This is a genomic window from Desulfosarcina widdelii (genome assembly GCF_009688965.1).
In the GTDB taxonomy this organism is placed as follows: domain Bacteria; phylum Desulfobacterota; class Desulfobacteria; order Desulfobacterales; family Desulfosarcinaceae; genus Desulfosarcina; species Desulfosarcina widdelii.
Genome location: NZ_AP021875.1, coordinates 3,151,472 through 3,170,098 on the forward strand (window position 1 = coordinate 3,151,472; position 18,627 = coordinate 3,170,098).

The following is an 18,627-nucleotide window of genomic DNA, read 5'->3' on the forward strand; positions in this document are numbered from 1 at the left end:
CTCTAAATTGAGCACATTCCTCACCCTGCACTTTTTTATCGTCGAAAAGAGCTATATTCGAGCCACTGCTGATAGAGCTCTTAAAAACAACACCATCATATCCACATCTCTTTATAAACTCGCATATCCGAACAAGACATTCTCTTTTCCCCTCCCCTTGTTGCTCTCCTCATCAATCTGCCGGCAAAACCTAGTAAATATTCGGGCCTGTAGGACCCGGCTTTGGGTTCCCCCTTGAAGTGGGGTTGAATGCAATCACGAGAAACAATAGGCGTCAGAAGACAAAATTCAGAAGCCAGAAGGATTTTGATGTCGCTTCGCTCCGTCTTTTGGAAAAAATCGAATGCGCCGAAGGCGAAAACCTTATTCTGAATTCTGGATTCTGACTCCTGAATTCCTACACGACTAATACGGCGGAGCCAATTATCTCTGACTTGGCCCAGAAGACCAGGTTTTCTGGATCGAATAAAAAAAATCAAGGCTGAAAGTTACACCCTCATCGAGTCTTGACATGACCGGCGCATTCGCGCTATGTAATTCGTAAAAAGCCTTAAAACAAGAAAAAAATAATCCGTATGAAACAACGCTTCACCATCATGACCACTACCACCAGGACCAAGCGTCTCAGGGCTTGGTGCGGTCATTTTGCCGGGGAATGTTTATAACCCAATAAATACAAACACCACTGACTCACCAAGCCCGGATGCGACAAACGCATTCGGGCTTTTTTATTTATACGAGGGTTCCATCAACTGAAAAGGAGAAGACAATGCAAAAAATCCCAGTCGGCGTGATCGGCGCTACGGGCATGGTCGGACAAAATTACATTCGGCTTTTGGACGCACACCCGTGGTTCGAGGTAACCTGTGTGGCGGCCTCTCCCGGATCGGCCAATCAACCATACCGGGATGCCGTGGCCGGCAGGTGGCTGATGGCCAGCCCGATTCCCGAGGGCGTGTCCCACTTGATCGTCGGTGATGCCAACCGGGCTGATCAGGCCAGAAATCAATGCCGTTTGATTTTTTCAGCCGTCAATATGAAAAAAGACGCCGTCGCGGCCCTGGAAATGGAATATGCGAACCAGGGCCTGGCCGTGGTCTCCAACAACTCGGCCCATCGCCATACCCCTGATGTTCCCATGGTCATCCCGGAAATCAATCCCCATCATCTTGAAATCATTCCTGCCCAGCGAAAAAGCCGAGGTTGGGACAAAGGACTGATTGCCGTAAAATCCAATTGCAGCGTTCAAAGTTACATGGCCCCGATATACGCCCTCATCAAGGCCGGTTTTCCTGTCAACCGGATTATCCTGACCACCCTTCAGGCCCTGTCCGGCGCGGGCTACCCGGGACCTGCCGCAATTGACCTGGTGGATAACATCGTCCCTTATATCGGCGGCGAGGAAGAGAAGTCCGAGATCGAACCTCTCAAAATCCTTGGACGCGTCGATGGGAACGCCATCGTCAATGCCTCCGGTATAGACATTTCCGCCCACTGCACGCGCGTTCCGGTAACGGATGGCCATACCGCCTGTGTCAGCCTGGAATTCAAGGAGGCCAAACCGGATCTCGATGAGATCGGAACCATCTGGCGTCGATTTTCAGGGCTCCCTCAAGAATTGGCGTTGCCGTCGGCCCCGAAAAGACCCATTATCGTCAAAACGGAACCCGACCGCCCCCAACCTCGAAAAGACCGGGACCTCGATAAATCGATGACTGTTACCGTAGGCAGATTGAGAAAATGCAACGTATTTGACGTACGCTTCATCGGACTGCACCACAACACCGTCCGTGGTGCTGCCGGCGGAGCTATTTTGACAGCCGAATTGCTGCAGGCTGGCAATTACCTTTGAATTTTTCGTAAGATGTGACCATAGCCTATGTTTCTCCCTATCCCTATGTCCGGAACTCAGAAGGTATAGCGCACGTTGAGCTCGAAAGAATAGGCCTCGGACCTGTACCCCGAAAGGTATGGAAGGTTGCCATCGGGTGCCAGGGTGGTGTCCCTGCCGCTGGGCACTATCTGCGGCACAAAGGTGAGTTGGCGTATCTTGCCCATGACGCCGAAGGACCAGGGCCCCCAATCCCGGGCCAGTGCGGCGCTGAACTCCAGACCGGTGGTTCTGGTCTTATCGCTCAGAGAAAACTCCCCTGAATAAATTGGCTCCTCGGCCTAAATGCCTTTATAGTCGGTACGAACCTCGTATCTGCCCACGCTGCCGGCAATGGTGGCCAGGCATTCGCCCAGAGGGATCTGCAGCCTGGCCCCGATCAGTCCTCCCCGGTACCTCGTATCCACGCGATCATGGAACTCCCTGATGTCCGCATCGGTGGTAGTATAATAGTCCATATCGTACGACTGATCGATGTCCATGATCTCACCACCCAAAAAGGGGCTCAGGGTGAGGCCATAACCAAGCTTCAAAGCATAGCCGACCAGAAAACGACCACCGGATTCGGAAAAACGGGTATGCAAACACACAAAGGCGGTTCCCGATGTGCGCCATTAGCCGAACGCAAGCCGTCCACCGGGAAAAAGCCAATGTAGTCGCTCCCTTCTTCAGCGGTGGTATAGGCTTTGTTGATTCTGTCGTTTGTTTTGAAGGTCCGGCCCGTCAACTCAAAAAAGATCGGGGACGCCGTGCGGATCCCCAGGGTCAGACGGCCCATGATCCCTGTTGCGGGATCGTCATTCACCGCCAGTCGCGTCACAAGTGTGCAGGGCGGTCCCCCAGGATAATTGAACGCCTGAATGGGCCTATAGTCCGGAAGCGCCAGGATGTATCGCGACACGCCTCCGTCCACGTAGAAGTCCGGACCGCCGTCATCCCCCGCCAGGGCCCGGGGTGAGCCACAGATTTGGATCAGGCAACAGAACACGAAGACAATGTATAACGCGCGCACAGACATCTACTCCCCCTCTCATCATCCGTAACAGTGGCTTCGTCATCAAAATGGGGTAAAAATGGGGCATCGGGATCACAGCTTAATTATTAATTTTTGGGGTTTTTAGGCTTTAACCGAAACTCTGCCGAGTCTTTCACCCATCCAAAACTTTTCGAATCTTGTCCGACAATTTGGAAATCGTGTAAGGTTTTTGGATAAAGCCGTTGCAGCCGCGCTTCATAATCTCTTCCGCTTTCCCGTCGCGGGCATATCCGCTGGACAGAATGACTGGAATATTCGGTCGGACGTCTCTGATGCGATCGAAAGCTGCGCTTCCATCCATACCCGGCATAATCATGTCAAGAATTACCAGATCGATGGAATCGCCCGTTTCCGATAGCTCGAAGATTGCCTGTTCGCCTCCGTTTGCAGCAATCACCGTATAGCCCATACTCTTCAATAATTCGGTAGTCACATCGATGACCATGGTTTCATCATCCACCAGCAGGATCGTTTCCGTTCCCTTCCGCATCTCCTGGACAGTGGGATGCTCGTGATAGACTTTTTTATCTGATACAGGCAAATGGACGGTGAAGGTGGTCCCGATGCCGACTTCACTGTTTACCGTTATGAAGCCGTCATGATTTTTGACGATTCCGTAGGCCGATGCCAGCCCCAAACCCGTACCGCGGCTTTTTTCCTTGGTCGTGAAAAAGGGATCGAACACATGCTTGATGTCGTTTCCATCGATGCCCATGCCATTATCCTTAACCGAAATGGTTGCATACCGGCCGGGCATCGCATTGTGAAGCTTACATAAGTTCACGTCTAATGTTGTGACATCGGTCTCCAGCAAGATCGTACCGCCCTCAGGCATGGCCTGCCAGGCATTGACATACATGTTGAGCAATACCTGCTCAATCTGCTGCCGGTCTGCCTCAACAACGATGGGATCCGGTGACGGTTGCTTTTCGACTTGAATTTCTTTCCTGGTCCGGCTGAACATGGCCGAACTTGCATTGACCACTTCATTCACATCGATGGGTTTGGGCTCGTATTTGCCGCCTCGGGCGGCGCCAAGCAGTTGTCTGGTAAGCCCCGATGCGCTTCGAATATATTCATCGATGGCCTGGACATGCTCTAAAAGGCTGTGGGAAGGAGGCAAGTCCATGGCCATCAGTGAGGCACGCCCCTGAATACCCATCAGCAGGTTGTTAAAATCATGGGCGATGCCTCCGGCAAGGGTTCCCATGGACTTCATTTTCTGGGCCTGTTGAAGTGCATCCTCCATCCGTTTTTGCTCGGTAATATCACGCATGCAATTCAATGTAGCCGGTTTGCCGTTCCATTCGATTATCGCTACGCTGATTTGAACGATTTTTTCAGTGTTTTGTTTTGTGATCAGTCGAAACGAATAGGTTGACGGCAATTCACGCTCACCGCCAGTACGGCGGGCAAACCGATCAAGTACTGTCTGTAAATCGTCCGGATGAATGAACGCCTGGAAGGGTCTCCCTAAAATCTCATTGATTTCGTATCCTGAGATTTCAGAGGATCGGGCATTGGCAAAAATAACTTTTTGCCCCTGGGCAATAAAGATGGAATCATTGGCCGTCTCGACAAGCTGACGGTATTTAAGCTCACTTTCCCGTAATGCATGTTCAGACTTTTTTCGCTCGGTAATATCCCGAACAAAGGCGAGCAGCAGCGGTTTTCCCTCTTCATCACCCAGCCGCTTAAGCCGGACTTCAGAATCGAAGAGGCGTCCATCACTGGTTTGCGTCTTCCACTCGAAGGTCTGCAATTCTTTTATCAAGGCGTTTTTAACGAGCTTTTCGCCAAGTAAGGCAGAGGGTTCACCATCCTTTTGCTCCGGTGGAGAATAGTCGAGAAAATTTTTCCCTATAATGGACAATCGATTTGTTCTCAACAGACTCAGCGTAGATTCGTTACAATCGATAATTGACACGCCCATCATCAAAAGAATCGCATCCGGACTTGCTTCGTACAGACTCCTGTATCGTTCCCGTTCACTTTTGATCTCGTTGTTCTGCCTCTCCGTCATATCCAGAAATGCGTTGAATTCCCGCGCCAATTGGCCCAGCTCATCATCGGCCGGGATAGGGAGGCGAACATAGTCTGCGTTTGTGGAGTTCATATCCAATTGACGCAGCATCTTAATCACCGGTCGTGTCAATCGTCCGCTTAAGTAAAAACTTGCCAGTCCTCCTGTCAGCAGAAGCAGGAGCGCCGAACCATGCGTCACGATCCGGGCCAATTTAGCCGGCCTCATAATCTCGTCCAAATAAGCTGAAGACGCTACCACCCAGTTATAGTTGGGTATGGACTCATAGATCGCGATTTTACGCCGCTTCACGTTCTCATCCGGGTTGCGCCACTCATACTCTACGATACCGGGACCGCCGGAGAGTATTTCCCGACACAAATCGGAATTTTCTGTTCCATGCTGTAGAATGTTAAATTCCGACAGTTTGGGATGGATCAGCACACCTCCGTCTTTTTCTAAGACGTAAGCATACCCGCTTTTTCCAAACTGCAGGGACAAAACCATATCCCGTAGGTCTCCAGGGTTGAGCAATTCACTGAATTCCGATCGATAACTCGAGACTGAGATGATCCATTCAAGCTCTTTCAGATAAACCATATAGAGGGCTTTTGGGCGGGGTTCCGGCTCCCCGGGATTTTGCCAGTCATATTCAAGGTACCCCTCTTTACGGGCCAGTTGTTTCTGAAAAAAGTCAACGCTGGAAAAGTTGCTGCCCTGCACTTTTGGGTTAGGATGAACAACCATCCGTCCTTTTGAATTAAGGCAGTATATATAACCGGAACTGCCAATTCGTTGACTGAGCAGAATCGATCTCGTTCGTTTGAGCGCTTCCTCTTTTGTAAGCATCCCTTGATCGACATAAGAGAGATGTTGTCGAACAATTTCACGATTTCTTTCAGCAATGGCTTTAAGATGATTGCGTATCGCAACGGATGCGCTGGCTTGAATTGCATTGGTCAGCGCGTGGGTTGAGTTGGTGAGGTCAAGCTTGGCATGAGAAGTCAACGATGGAACATAAAACAGCTCGACGGCAATCGATAACAGCAGGACGACCGGCAAATAAGCCCAGAGGATGGATCTGAAAATACGGGCGCGAAATGTTCTGTTTGGCTGTTTCAACGTCCTGCCTGATTCCTGTTCCGATTCAACAATTCTGTTCTGCGCCACATCAACGTCTAAATTTGCATCGGCTTGTTCCTGCTTAACTTTAGCCTAAAGAAGGCGTTTCTCTTTTTTCGAAAAATAGACGAGGTTTCATGATTTCAGACAATCGCCTAATTCAGGCTTAGGAGAAACGCCATCTTAAATGGTGACCATCCGGAAATGGCCAATTTAACCGACATCTTTGTTGCGCGAAAAATTCTTTCAGGAAAATATCGGCAGGATCGGCTTTTCTGATTTTTCTTTTGATTCAATCGGCATTATCTTGTTACTGGGCAGGAAAGAAACTATTTTTACCTGACGATTGACTCAAGGATTTAAACGAGGTGTCCCATGGCCAGCCACGATACAATGCTCAAGGAGATCCCCACCCGGCCGATCCTGCTGGACGGGGGGATGGGGCGTGAATTGCAGTTCCGCGGGGTACGACTGTCCAGGCAGATCTGGTCGGCCGGTGCCCTGACAGAGGCGCCGGATATGGTCCGGACGGTTCATGAAGACTACATCCGGGCCGGTGCGGACATCATCACGACCAACACCTACGGATTGATCCGGGAAGATCTTGCAAAGGCCGGCCTGGAAGACCGGTATGAGGATCTCAACGCCATTGCCGGACGCCTGGCCAGACAGGCCTGCGCCATTGCGGACCGGCCCGTGTTGGTGGCAGGCTCCCTGCCGCCGCTGCGGGGCAGTTTCAGGCCGGACCGGGTTGGGCCCGCATCAAAGCTTATCCCCTTCTATCGGGAACAGGCGAGGCTTCTGGCCCCTTTTGTGGATTTTTATTTGTGTGAGACCATGTCCAGTGCCGCCGAGGGCAGGGCAGCGGCTGCAGGGGCGCAGGAGGCGGGAAAGCCCGTGTGGGTTTCCTGGACCCTGCACGAGGATCATTCCGGACGGTTGCGAAGCGGAGAAACCATCAAAGAGGCGGTCCATGCCCTTGATGGGCTCGGGGTCACCGGCTGTCTTGTCAACTGTTCCGCCCCTGCAAGTATCACAAAGGCCATCCCTCTGCTGGTCGAAAGCGCTGCAGATCGAATCATTGGTGGATATGCCAATACCTTCCATCCGATCCCTGAAGACTGGCAGCTTGACGGGAACCAGGAAACCGACGGGCTGCTCTCCTTGAGAAGCGATCTTGATCCGGAAGCCTACGCCCAATACGCCGGCCAGTGGATTCGGGACGGTGCTGCCGTGGTTGGCGGATGCTGCGGCACCCGGCCCGCCCATATTAAAAAAATTTTCAATCTCATATCCGGGGGAGGCAATTGATGACGATTTACGCTTACATGGACAAGTAAGTGGCGGCTTTTCAATTGAAAAGCGGCAGATATGCGGCCCAACCGCCGACGTGCAGTTTATATCCTGGAAATGCTTCCCATGGCGCATGAAATGCTTTGTGAAAGAACCGCAGCCCAGTGGTTCAAGCGGTAGTCTCGGACCGCAGCGTCGGGAACCTGCATTCTCTACTCAGCCCATCCCGTATAAAAGGAAAGATCGAAAAAGTTACCATCACCGGATTCGTTGGGGAGGACCCATGTCCGGTTGCGGCTGTTTTTATGAATTGAACTGTTTTATCAGATTGATGATGTCTTTGTTCAAAAGAAGATCCGCCATGGAATGTCCGTAATGCACATACCGAAGCATCCCGGATTTATCGATGAGCATTTGGGCCGGCATTCTGCCCAATTTAAACAACTTAACCTCCTGACCATACAACTTTAAAATTTCATGTTTCGGGTCGGTCAGCCCGATAAATGGCAGATCTTCTTTTCTCCAATACTCCCGAAAAGATTCGGCACCTTCGGGTCCGATAACAACGATTTGTGTATCCAGCTTTAGAAAACGACGGTAAACCTGACGCAACTGCGCCATATGCCTGCGGCAAAAGGGTCAGATAAATCCACGATTGAAAACCACAAGTACATTTTTCCGACCGGCAAAATCTGATGGTTTCGTAAAAAGTCGGAAGCTCCAAGTCGGCGTCATTCCGGCGTATGCCGGAATCCAGTCATTTCAATGCTTTATGGATGCCGGATCAAGCCCGGCATGACGAGCCTGGGACTTTTTACGAGACTGTCAAAATCTGAGAGAGAAACACTGTTTCCATTAAAATCCGCTAAAGCAAACTCGGGTGCAGGGGTATTTATCTCAATTCTGGCCATGGATTGGCTGATCTCCTGAAGTTTTGATCGGCGGTTGCCGCTGAATCCGGCGTCCGTATTTGCTTGGCCGCTACATATGCCATTCGTTCATCAAGATATATTTTCGAAAAAATTTCCCCAATCGGGAACGACGCGTTTCAAGATCAGCCGGCCGCTCAATTGCATTAGCCCCGATTGACTTGCTGTAAGCGTCCAAAAAATCCCACTGCCTTCGACTCTTAGGCTCGGAAGGTGTATGATCGAGCAAGGCCTCAGCCTGGTCTGCAGAGTATCCCTGCCCAAGCAGCCATGCCATTACCACGGTGCCGGTGCGTCCAATCCCGAAACGGCAATGGATCAAAACCTTCTTGTTGGCGCCGATTTTTGAATTCAACCAGTCGATCGCCTTCTGGGCGTCCTCGAGTTGAGGGGCGTCTTCGTCGGTTATGGGCAGCCAATGTACATCCAGTCCGTGAGCGTTCTCGATCTCGTGAAGATCGTAACACTCAGCGCACAAATTGAGGACAGCTTCGATGCCGGATGATTTGATCGCTTCGATATCAGCCAGCGAATGCGGCGCGTAACCGACGGCAACCTGCTTAGTAACCCACTTTAGAGGGTACGTGTTTTCTCTGGACGTTTCCACTGACAAGTCTTCTTTCCTGATATTCGATTCGTACTGCTACACCAGGTACTGTTGGAAAATTACGGCAAATCCGAGAAAAGCAAAGAATCCGATGATATCGGTTACCGTAGTCAAAATGATATTGGCGCTTTGCGCTGGATCCAAACCAACCTGCTTCATAAACAGCGGTATGGTGGCACCCGATAGCCCTGCAAAGAAAAGATTCACCAACATGCCCAGCCCGGTTACCAGTCCCAAAAAGGGGCTGCCCATCCATAGCCAGGCCGCTGCAGCGGTCACCGCGCCGATGATCGTACCGTTGATGGCGCCCAATCGCCCCTCTTTGAAGATCAGCTTCAAGCGCTTGCCGGCGGGGATTTCCCGCATCACGATGCCCCGCATGACGACGGCAAGAGATTGCGCACCGGCGTTGCCGCCCTGCCCGGCAACGACCGGCAAAAAGACCGCCAGGATGGTAATCTTTGCAATGATACCTTCGAACAGAGCCACTACACCCGCAGCCATAAAAGCGGTCACCAGATTTATATTCAGCCAGAACAGGCGTTTCTTCAACGAAAAACCGATGGTGGAAAACGGCCTCTCATCCGCGCTGACGCCGAACATTCGCTGGATGTCCTGGGTGGTGCCCTCCTGCACCCCCTTGATCAACCTTTCCGCCTTGATGATTCCCAGGATGTGATTCTCACTGTCGACCACGGGGGCCGCAAAGTAGCGTCTTTTGGCCAATGCATTGGCAGCCTCCTGGACATCGGTAAAACAGTGCAAGGTGAAGATATCTTTCAGACAGATCGATTCCAGCGACTGCTGGGGGGAGGCGAGCATCAAATCGCGCATGTTCAAAACGCCGACGAGGTGTTGCTCATCGTCGACCACGTAGGCATAGGATGAAGGCATCCGTTTTTTCGCCAATGAACGGATCTTGCCGATGGCGTCGTGCGCCAGGGTCTCCTTGCCGAAAGACATGAAATCCGATGTCATGATGCGGCCGATACTGCCCTGCGGATATTCCAGCAGATCCCGTATTTCATCTTCGGTTTTTCCCGAGATATGCACCCGAATGCGCTCGCGGGATTCTTTGGGCAAATGCATCAGGATGGAGGCCAGAAACTGCGGGTCGAGTTGGGAGGTGATGTGTTGAAGGAATCCATCGGCCGTCTGGTTCAACAATTCAGCGGCAAATCCGATCTGCAGGGTCTTGATTACCCGCACAGCCATCGGACCAGGCAGGGACTCGAGCACATCGGCTGCGTCCGGAACCTTCATCCCCTCGAGGACACGAGCCGCACCCGCCAGATCCTGTTCTACAAACTTGATAACCAGCGGCAGATAAAGATTGCGATCGGGCATACGATCTTCTCCTATTGTTCAGGAAGCCGTTCATGGCAATCAGGTCGAACCCCTTGGGGTTCGATATCGCGAACGAAAATGGGATAGCGGTTAATCAATGTCCAGTTGGCCGGCAAACCAGTAGCAGTTGTGTACCATGGCCAGCAGCACCTGGGCCCATTTGCTGGCCTCTGAAGTGACGCCATCCGTTCCGGCAAAACGTTTCGAAATGAAACCGATATTCTTTTTCATGGTCTACCCTATCAGGCCTGAACGATAAGCATCACCGTATAACAGACGTACAGGGTGACAAACAGAATTCCTTCCCATCTGTCCAGTACATGGCGTTGTCCGGTATGCATAAAGGCGAAGAGCAGGAGCGTCGCCGCCAACATTGCCGCGATATCGAGATTGCCGTCGGTCCGAAAGGGCAAAGGCTGAAACAAGGCGCTGAGCCCCAGAATAAATAAGGTGTTGAAGATGTTGGACCCGACCACGTTGCCGACGGCGATGTCTGCGTTGTTTTTACGCGCAGCGATGGTGGATGTCGCCAGTTCGGGCAGCGACGTACCCAAGGCCACGACGGTCAAACCGATTAACTTTTCACCAACTCCCAACTGGCGTGAGATCGTCACTGCACCATTGACGATCATGTGTCCACCCCCGATCAGGCCTGTGAATCCCAAGCCGATAAAAAACAGGGACCGCCGAAGATTCGCTGCCGATTGGGGCACAAATGCATCGATACCCTTTATATGCATTGCGCCGGCCAGTGTATAGTAGATGAAAATGATGAAAAAGCACAACAGCACCCATCCATCGATACGGGAGAGGATATCGATGCCACCTCCGTCGATGAAGCGATCATTGGCCAACAGCGACAGAACGAAGGCGGCCAGCAGGCACATGGGAATCTCGCGCCAGACGGTTTCCGACGTGACGCGAAGCGGCCGGATCAGGCTCGAAATTCCGAGGATAAGGAAAATATTAGCGATATTACTGCCTACGACATTGCCGATGGCAATGTCCGGGGTATTCTTGACGGCAGCCAGTAGGTTGACGGCAAGCTCAGGTGTGGATGTTCCGAAAGCCACCACCGTCAGGCCGATAACCATGTCGGATACATGGAACCGGCGGGCCAATGCGGAAGCGCCCTCGACCAGCAAATCGGCTCCCTTGATCAGAAGTCCGAATCCGATAAGGATCATCAGGTAAGGCAACACATTTACCGGCATGAATGCCACTCTTTCTATTTGTTCTTCTGCCGGGGTTGCGGATCTTCGGCCAAGGCCTCGTGCGTTTTCGCGGATTGGACCGGGACGATAATGCCCCGCATCAAACGCCCCAAAATATCGGCACCCGTAATAACGCGTCGTTCATCTCCCCAGAGCAAGATGATGTCGTGGTCGATGACATCGTCCTCCGGTTTTTGCGGATCGACTTTCAACCGACCGATCACTTCGCCAAGGGAGGTCAGGGGGTCGCGAACGATCACCGGGCGGTGGCAATGCGCAAATGGGTTGATCTCCTGATGAAACAGGGCATGGCGTAAAAAGCTGTCCGAATTCATAACCATCTGAGGTTCGCCAAGACGATCCGTCAAAATGATCCATTTTTTCCTCGATCGTTCCACCTGCCTGAGAAATGGATCGCTGCATGAATTTTCGAAATGCGGAAAGACCAGCCTGTTTTTCTGATCGGTATCGAGCGGGATCACACTTTCCGGATCGACGGTTTCGCCCTCGTGGCTGACGGCCAGGTCGTCGATCGCCAAAAAATTCAATGCGCCGGAACCTTCCATATGGTCGACTTCGGCCTCGTCCGATGCCATATGCATCTTGATCATTTCACGCAAATCGCGTTCGCGGAGATAGTGGATTCCCTCCGGGCCAAGCCAGTTATCGAGAATTTTCGCAGTTGGTTTGGCCACTGGATACAGCAGGATCTGATACAACCTCAATACGGGCGCCAACAGGGAAGCCATTTGCAAAGCATGTCGGGAAAAATATGCCTGAGGGATAATTTCACCGACCAGGGTGATCAGTATGGTGGAAAAGCAAAAAGCCAATACACCAGCCATGACCGAATCGGAAAGCAGTGTCAACAGCACATTGATTCCAACGTTTCCCCATAGGATCGTTGTCAATAAAAAGTTGGCATCCTGCCGCAGGACGAGCGCCTTCTTCGCCAGCGGGTCACCGGAAGCGGCCTGCACTTCCAAGCGCAATCGGCTGATACTGAATGCCGCCAAATTCATACCGGAAAAAATTGCGGATTGCGACAGGCAAAAGACAATGCCTATCCAGTTTAACCATTGATATGATACCATATTCCCTTTAGCGACAAAACGTCCAATCAAACAAGTTATGGCCTATCTTCCTTTGGCGTTGAACCATCCGTACCGCGTCAGGTTGGCTTTGATATAGGACCAATGCAGCCAGATGTGGATGCCGACGGCCAGCAGAAATGCCACCGCCAGCCAGGCATGGACATCCATGATAAAATGGCGGGTCTCCGTCACCCATGATTTCCGCCCACCGCCGTGGGGCAGCACCAGCCAGTTGATCAGGCCGGTAATCGCCAGCAGGAACAGAATAACGAACGAAACCACGTTCACGATCCAAAGTTTCATGCTTCTTGGTGCTGTCATGAGCACATACCTCCTGTTTCCGTCATCATCGTTTAGCCGTTGACGTCGAACCATTCAACGCTGCAACGAGTCTCGCGTCGCGGCCGTAAATGTCGTTGATCAGACGCAAGGAGCCGTCGGGCTCGGAAACCGCGGTAAAATAAAGGATGTAAACCGGAATGTTTTTTCTCAAATTGATCCGCTTCTCGCGTTTTTCCGAGATGGTGTGATCGATTTCCGACCGCGTCCAGCCCGGCGTTTCGTCAAGCACCCATTCCGCCAATCCAATCGCATCCGAAACCCGCACGCATCCTGAAGAAAAGGCCCGTTCGGTGCGCGCGAACAAATCCCGCGACGGTGTATCGTGCAGGTAGACGTTGTGCCTGTTGGGGAACATGATCTTGACCATCCCCAGGGCGTTGTGTGGGCCGGGCCGCTGCCGGAGGCGGAAAGGAAAATTCCAGGTGGTGTATCTGCCCCAGTCGATATTTTTTGGATCGATGACTTTTTCGGATCGATCCAGCACTTCGATTCCTAGACGGGTCACCGCTTTCGGGTCTTTGCGAAATTCCGGCAGTTTGTCCAGACGGGCGATGCTGTCGGGGACATCCCACCAGGGATTCAGCACGACATAGGAAATCTCCCCTGAGAAAACCGGCGTCATGCGATAGGGTTGGCCGACAATCACATCGTGGACGCGCTCTATCCGTCCGTTTCTTCGCGCCTCGAGGCGAAAGTCGGCAATGTTTACGCGAATGTGCCGATCTCCGAGATCCTCCGGCAGCCAACGCCACCGTTCCAGGTTGGCGCGGATCTGATCGACACGTTCGGCCGGACTTTTATTCAACTCTCGAAGCGTCTTCGGCCCCACCACACCATCGGCCTCCAACCCGACCCGACGCTGAAACATGGCAACGGCGGCCTGGAGTTCGGCGTCGAACCGGTCCGAAACCGATGCTGAAACATCAAGAAGCCCCGTGGCCCGGAGTCGCTCGCGCAATTTGACAACTCCGGGACCTTCATGGCCTGGTTTTAGTGCAGCGTCCTCTGGTATGGGGCTCCAGCCTCCGTCTCTGGAGGACTTGCGATACATTGCCAAGGCATGCTTGAGGACACCGTAACCCGGGGCATTGGGTTCGAGGTCCGACAAGCTGGCGGCAATCGTTCGGCTGGAAACCGCATCTTCCAGATGCTTCACCAAGTCGCGTTCGCGACGCATGGCGGTCCAGTCGGTTTCGATCGTTACCGGATTCAAGCGCCCGCCGACAAGATGGGCCGCCATGGTTAGAAAGGCATCGGTGGCAAGCAGTTCGACCGCCACCGGGTCGTCGCCGGCGTTGGCGCTTTCCAGAGCGGACAGATGGTAGTCATCTGGCGACAACCCATGTTCGTCGATCCGCCAGATGAAGCTTACAAGCTCCGATAACGGGGTCTGACCGGAATGATCCGACCAGGCCGGAGAATAACCGCGGTTGACATAAAATTTTTGAAGCGCAGTTCTGGCATGGAGCGGCTCCTCCTCCGGGAGAATTGTTAGCGGGACGGTTGTGCCCAGCAGTTCCTTCAATATCGTGGATACCGGTGCCTTCCCATCCGCCGCCATCGATATTGAAGCCGGCGAAAGGATAAAGGAAAGCACCCAAACACAGCACACGATGAACTCGCGTTTAAGAACCAGGAAGTCTCTTACCGGTTTTGCCATCTGGAATCTTGTTCAAGGCGTTTCTTTAGAGTTTGAATTTCGTCCAGCAGCCCCATCTCCCTTACACGCATCCGCGTTTCCATCTCATCGAGCCGCTTCTGCAAGTCTATCAGGCGTGTGCGCAAGCACAGGATGAAGTCGATCGCTTGAAGGTCGAATCCCAAATCCTCATGGAAGTGTCTGATCCGGATTAGTCTGCGGACCATCGAATGATCGTAACCTTTTCTGCCTTCCAGAACTTTTGCTTGAATCAGGTTTTCTCTTTCGCACTCGTTGACAAATGAGGTCGAAACACGAGCCGCCATGGCGGTCATCGAGACGGTATAGAAACTCTGGCGGGAGTCCAGTTGAATATCGATCATGCTTTCAGTCAATGGTAACCTCCCTAACGCAGTTTTTTCCAATGTTGAATGAGATCTTTCTCTTCCGCAATCAGGTCTTTGGGAAGTTCGGCGTCCACGGTGACATATAAATTACCGCGTTTTTCGGGATTCTTCAAAACCGGCATCCCAAGCCCCTTCAACCTGAAGACCCGCCCATTAGGGGTTTCCGCCGGGATATCCAGGCGCACGGAGCAGTCGATACCAGCCACTGTCACACTCCCCCCAAGGAGCAGCGTAAAAAGATCCACGGGTATACTCGCCTCAAGGTCGTCTCCCTTACGATGAAACCGAGAGTCGGGCAGCACCTCGATGATCAGGAAGAGATCACCCGGCACGCCCCCATGGTCGCCTGGCTCTCCCTGGCCTTTCAATCGCACCCGTGATCCCGTTTGAACGCCACGGGGGATTTTCGCTTTGATGGTACGGCCGTCCTCCCACTGAAAAGAGCGCGTGGCGCCGGAAAACGCTTCGTATAAGGATATGGGCAGTTGGTATTCGCGGTCATGGCCGTTTCTGGAACGGCCATGAAGATGAGCGCCTTCGTCACCCGCACCACTGGCCGCCCTTCTTTGGCCGGCTCCACCGAAAAGCGTCTCAAAAAAATCCGAATATCCTCCTGCGCTTCCGAACAATTCTTCGAACTCTTCGGGAGTCACCGTGCGGTAGCTGTAGGTACTCTGCGGACTGGACCGCCATTGCTCCCAGTTATAGCTTTCAGGTTTTCCACCTTTATTGCGGTAGTTTAGCCATTGCGTTCGGAATTGATCGTATTTCTTTCGCTTCTCCGGATCGGAAAGAACCTCTTGAGCTTCGTTGAGTTCCTTGAACTTATTCTCCGCAGCCGTATCACCAGGGTTATGATCCGGATGAAATTTTCTTGCCAGCTTGCGATAGGCCTTCTTAATTTCATCCTGACTGGCGTTGGAACCGATTCCCAGGACGCTGTAGTAGTCTTTGTACTCCATCCACGTTTTTCCCGTCTATGGCAGCTTACCTCTTATCAGCATTCAGCATGTTCGAAGGTTCAACCCATGTCTTCAATCTCATAAAAATCTCGAACCCGCGCAGCGATCTGCCTGGCTGTCATTTTATCGGCTGTTTCCACCATCATGACTCTTCCCGAGAGGGCCTTTGTCCTATTGATCGCATTTTTCAACTGGTTCTTGGTTTCGCCCGGCCCCATAATGAAAATCCGATCCGCGCCTTTAATCGTATCCATGACCGAGTCGAAATATTCTTCAAGTTGTTTCTTTCTGCGGGCCGCACTTTTACTGTCGACGGAAACATCCTGAGGTCCCCATGGTGTTCCTCTGACCCCTGAACCGCCTGAAAGCCTCAGGCGCGGTTCAACCTCCGACGCAATGGTTTCGACGGCCTGTTCATATCCATCTTCGGGTGGGTTTCTCTTGGACAGGCTGACGATATGCGCATTGCGGCGGTCAATCCAAATACCGATATAGATCGACATTGCCTCCTCCTTCGGATTCCTCTTGCTGTCATCCAAATGCACAAAATATCAATGCCATAGACAAATGACAGAATTATAGCTGTCTCCGTATGGCGTCGGGGTTTGATCATCGGCGTCCGGATCGTTTCCCCATTCAGCATCGCCCAACAAGTATCTAAACTGATAGGATTGGTTGGTTTCAAGTTCCAAGGTAGCGCTGAATTCACCGGTCTTCAACTTTTTCATGGGAGTTGCCGAAGTTGACCAACTGTTAAAATCACCCACGACATGGGCAAGATCGGCTTTCTCTCCCAAGCTTTTTGGAACCTTGAATGTTACCTTGCATACGGGCTTGCTTTTTAAAAACTGTTTTCGAATAGTCATGTTCAACCCTCCTTTTGTCTACCGAATCCTGTTTTGAGCTTGGCATTTGCGTATTATTCCTGCAACCTGACACTCACCAATGGGAAGGGGCAGTGCCGGAACATCTTTTCCGCGGTGGCGCCGAGAATCACGTCAGCCAGGTTGCTGCGCCCCTTGGTTCCGATAACGACAAATCGGGGGCCTTCATCCTTGGCCACATCGATTAAGCGTTTGAAAGGAACCCCGACCGCAATCCGGATCGCGTGCGGCGGCTTCGGACAATCCAGTTCGGCCAACAATTTGTCGATGTCGTCTTTACGTTGTTTTTTCAACCCTTCCAGGTATTCGCCAATGGTGACCGGGAAGTTGCTGATCTCCGCTTTTATTTTTTCGATGGCGTGTTCCATGGCAGTTACATCCCGCTGGTTGATAACGTTAACAATCAGCAATTCGGTATTCAGGTCCATGGCCAGGGCGGCGCCACATCGAATCGCCTCTTTTGAATGGGCCGACAGGTCGCAAGCCACCATAATTTTGGAATTGGTTTTCATTTTCTCCTCCGCAGTCTCGATAACAACCTGCTTTTTGCTCATCCTATTTTTTTATCGTATCCGCAGAAAAACCGTGCGACCTTGACTGTCGCCCGGTATTTCAATGGCTTATGTTTCGGAAACTGTTCGTTGCTTTACGACCGATTCGAAGCCATAACCATTTTAAGTGGTTTTTATTTCTATCTTCTTGCTTTCCGACGGAACCATTTTGTTGAGGGATACCGTCAGGACGCCCTTCTTGTAGGTGGCCTCCACGGCATCCTGGTCCACCTCGGCCGGAAGCTCGATGGTTCTGGAGAAGAAACCCCGTGCCCGCTCCCTGCGGAGATAATTCTCGTCTTTTTCTTCTTTTTCGTGCTTTTTCTCGCCTTTTATGGTCAATCTGCGACCCTCGAGAGAAATATCGATGTCGCCGGCTTCACATCCCGGGATTTCAGCCTGGACCGTGATCTGTTTTTCGCCGTCCGTCACATCCATGCGCGGCGCCCACTCTCCGGCTTTGAGCAAAGGAAAGTCGAGATCGAAAAACCGGTTGAAGAGGTTGTCCATCTCGCTTTTGAATCCCATCAGGTCACTTCCCGAACCTTTACGCCAAGGCATCAGATCAAACATTTTTCCTTCCTCCCTTTATTGTTTGTTATGGTGACCAATAGTGTCCTCCAGACACCCCATTGTGTCATCCAAAACACTTTCAAACGCTGCTCTAAGATAGGCATGTGCCCGACGCTTTGTCTGCCTTTTCAACAAACTAACGGGTGTTGCTTTCAACCAGATCGCCGTTGGCCCCCATGAACAGCACCCCGGTAATCCGGCCCTTGTCGTCGATCAAAACACACCCCAAAGGGGGCATTATTTTCATTGGGGTCGACTTGTCTTCAACCGTACCCGCAGACCGGGCATGGTTCGTCTGTCCCCCGTTCAAATTTGTCGATACCTCTTTGGAAAACGATGTGCTGTTGCATGATGACAGGCTGAGCGCCGCCAAAAGTATCAAAACCACGCCGGCAACGGTAAGCGACCGATTCATTTTTCATCCATCCTTTTTTAAGGGTGACTGGCCGGTTTTCTTTAGCTTGAGGGGCCGATATTGCCATTCGCCTATCAGGCACAGAGACGTTTCCCTTGGTATAGCAACCCACATACCAACTATGGGTTTGCCTGAATGCCGTCATCGATTACTAGAGAAAAATAACGACAACTTACGATAGCAGACAGGCGGCAAAAAAATCCGGTTCGTTTACTGCATACGAACCGTATGCGTACTCCCGCAATCAAATGGCCGAAATGTTCAGTTTGAGAAAATCGGACATTTCGTTTCCCATCGA

At 51.9% G+C, this 18,627-nt stretch carries 20 protein-coding genes and 1 pseudogene; 2 read left to right on the forward strand and 19 right to left on the reverse strand.

What is annotated here, in order from left to right:
- Positions 1-769: 769 nt before the first annotated feature.
- Complete coding sequence (gene asd, locus GN111_RS14740) at positions 770-1,852, forward strand: aspartate-semialdehyde dehydrogenase (RefSeq protein ID WP_155304474.1); 1,083 nt, start codon at positions 770-772, stop codon at positions 1,850-1,852.
- Between the two features lie 56 nt (positions 1,853-1,908).
- Here the strand turns inward: asd and GN111_RS14745 are convergent, their stop codons facing one another.
- The 4 genes from GN111_RS14745 to GN111_RS14760 all read right to left on the reverse strand — a co-directional run bounded on the left by GN111_RS14745 (position 1,909) and on the right by GN111_RS14760 (position 6,072).
- The gene (locus GN111_RS14745) at positions 1,909-2,058 is read right to left on the reverse strand and encodes a hypothetical protein (RefSeq protein WP_155304475.1); all 150 of its coding nucleotides are present in this window, start codon (positions 2,056-2,058) and stop codon (positions 1,909-1,911) included.
- 114 nt (positions 2,059-2,172) lie between these two features.
- Complete coding sequence (locus GN111_RS14750) at positions 2,173-2,481, reverse strand: hypothetical protein (protein WP_155304476.1); 309 nt, start codon at positions 2,479-2,481, stop codon at positions 2,173-2,175.
- Entirely contained in the window at positions 2,421-2,909 is a 489-nt protein-coding gene (locus GN111_RS14755; protein WP_155304477.1) for a hypothetical protein, read from the reverse strand. Before GN111_RS14755 ends, GN111_RS14750 begins: the two co-directional genes overlap by 61 nt.
- Before the next feature lie 130 nt (positions 2,910-3,039).
- A complete protein-coding gene (locus GN111_RS14760) occupies positions 3,040-6,072 on the reverse strand; it encodes a cache domain-containing protein (RefSeq protein ID WP_170302304.1) in 3,033 nt (1,010 codons plus the stop codon).
- A 375-nt stretch (positions 6,073-6,447) separates the two neighbouring features.
- On the opposite strand from GN111_RS14760, the gene GN111_RS14765 reads away from it, so the two are divergent.
- The gene (locus GN111_RS14765) at positions 6,448-7,383 is read left to right on the forward strand and encodes a homocysteine S-methyltransferase family protein (RefSeq protein ID WP_155304479.1); all 936 of its coding nucleotides are present in this window, start codon (positions 6,448-6,450) and stop codon (positions 7,381-7,383) included.
- A 285-nt stretch (positions 7,384-7,668) separates the two neighbouring features.
- On the opposite strand, the pseudogene GN111_RS14770 reads toward GN111_RS14765, so the two are convergent.
- From GN111_RS14770 to GN111_RS14840, 15 genes and pseudogenes are all read right to left on the reverse strand, one after another.
- Positions 7,669-7,992, reverse strand: a pseudogene (locus GN111_RS14770) (peroxiredoxin family protein); the annotation flags it as partial.
- Positions 7,993-8,346: 354 nt separating this feature from the next.
- Positions 8,347-8,901 (reverse strand): protein-tyrosine phosphatase family protein, encoded by a 555-nt coding sequence (locus GN111_RS14775; protein ID WP_170302305.1) that lies wholly within the window; start codon positions 8,899-8,901, stop codon positions 8,347-8,349.
- A 36-nt stretch (positions 8,902-8,937) separates the two neighbouring features.
- A complete protein-coding gene (mgtE, locus tag GN111_RS14780; RefSeq protein ID WP_155304482.1) occupies positions 8,938-10,248 on the reverse strand; it encodes a magnesium transporter in 1,311 nt (436 codons plus the stop codon).
- A 90-nt stretch (positions 10,249-10,338) separates the two neighbouring features.
- Complete coding sequence (locus GN111_RS14785) at positions 10,339-10,479, reverse strand: hypothetical protein (RefSeq protein WP_155304483.1); 141 nt, start codon at positions 10,477-10,479, stop codon at positions 10,339-10,341.
- Between the two features lie 11 nt (positions 10,480-10,490).
- On the reverse strand, positions 10,491-11,462 hold the full coding sequence (locus GN111_RS14790) for a calcium/sodium antiporter (RefSeq protein WP_155304484.1): 972 nt from the start codon (positions 11,460-11,462) through the stop codon (positions 10,491-10,493).
- Between the two features lie 14 nt (positions 11,463-11,476).
- Positions 11,477-12,556, reverse strand: a complete 1,080-nt coding sequence (locus GN111_RS14795; protein ID WP_155304485.1) for a DUF21 domain-containing protein — start codon at positions 12,554-12,556, stop codon at positions 11,477-11,479.
- 42 nt (positions 12,557-12,598) lie between these two features.
- Positions 12,599-12,877: a DUF4405 domain-containing protein gene (locus tag GN111_RS14800; RefSeq protein WP_170302306.1), complete on the reverse strand. Its 279-nt coding sequence runs from the start codon at positions 12,875-12,877 to the stop codon at positions 12,599-12,601.
- A gap of 25 nt (positions 12,878-12,902) precedes the next feature.
- Positions 12,903-14,558 (reverse strand): L,D-transpeptidase family protein, encoded by a 1,656-nt coding sequence (locus tag GN111_RS14805; protein ID WP_155304487.1) that lies wholly within the window; start codon positions 14,556-14,558, stop codon positions 12,903-12,905.
- Positions 14,543-14,932 (reverse strand): chaperone modulator CbpM, encoded by a 390-nt coding sequence (locus GN111_RS14810; protein WP_155304488.1) that lies wholly within the window; start codon positions 14,930-14,932, stop codon positions 14,543-14,545. Before GN111_RS14810 ends, GN111_RS14805 begins: the two co-directional genes overlap by 16 nt.
- 11 nt (positions 14,933-14,943) lie before the next feature.
- Positions 14,944-15,906: a DnaJ C-terminal domain-containing protein gene (locus tag GN111_RS14815; protein ID WP_155304489.1), complete on the reverse strand. Its 963-nt coding sequence runs from the start codon at positions 15,904-15,906 to the stop codon at positions 14,944-14,946.
- Between the two features lie 59 nt (positions 15,907-15,965).
- Positions 15,966-16,409: a hypothetical protein gene (locus GN111_RS14820; RefSeq protein WP_155304490.1), complete on the reverse strand. Its 444-nt coding sequence runs from the start codon at positions 16,407-16,409 to the stop codon at positions 15,966-15,968.
- Between the two features lie 48 nt (positions 16,410-16,457).
- On the reverse strand, positions 16,458-16,772 hold the full coding sequence (locus GN111_RS14825; RefSeq protein WP_155304491.1) for an isoamylase early set domain-containing protein: 315 nt from the start codon (positions 16,770-16,772) through the stop codon (positions 16,458-16,460).
- A 53-nt stretch (positions 16,773-16,825) separates the two neighbouring features.
- Complete coding sequence (locus GN111_RS14830) at positions 16,826-17,302, reverse strand: universal stress protein (RefSeq protein WP_170302307.1); 477 nt, start codon at positions 17,300-17,302, stop codon at positions 16,826-16,828.
- 162 nt (positions 17,303-17,464) lie between these two features.
- Complete coding sequence (locus tag GN111_RS14835) at positions 17,465-17,914, reverse strand: Hsp20/alpha crystallin family protein (protein ID WP_155304493.1); 450 nt, start codon at positions 17,912-17,914, stop codon at positions 17,465-17,467.
- Between the two features lie 136 nt (positions 17,915-18,050).
- Complete coding sequence (locus tag GN111_RS14840) at positions 18,051-18,329, reverse strand: hypothetical protein (protein ID WP_155304494.1); 279 nt, start codon at positions 18,327-18,329, stop codon at positions 18,051-18,053.
- Positions 18,330-18,627: the final 298 nt, after the last annotated feature.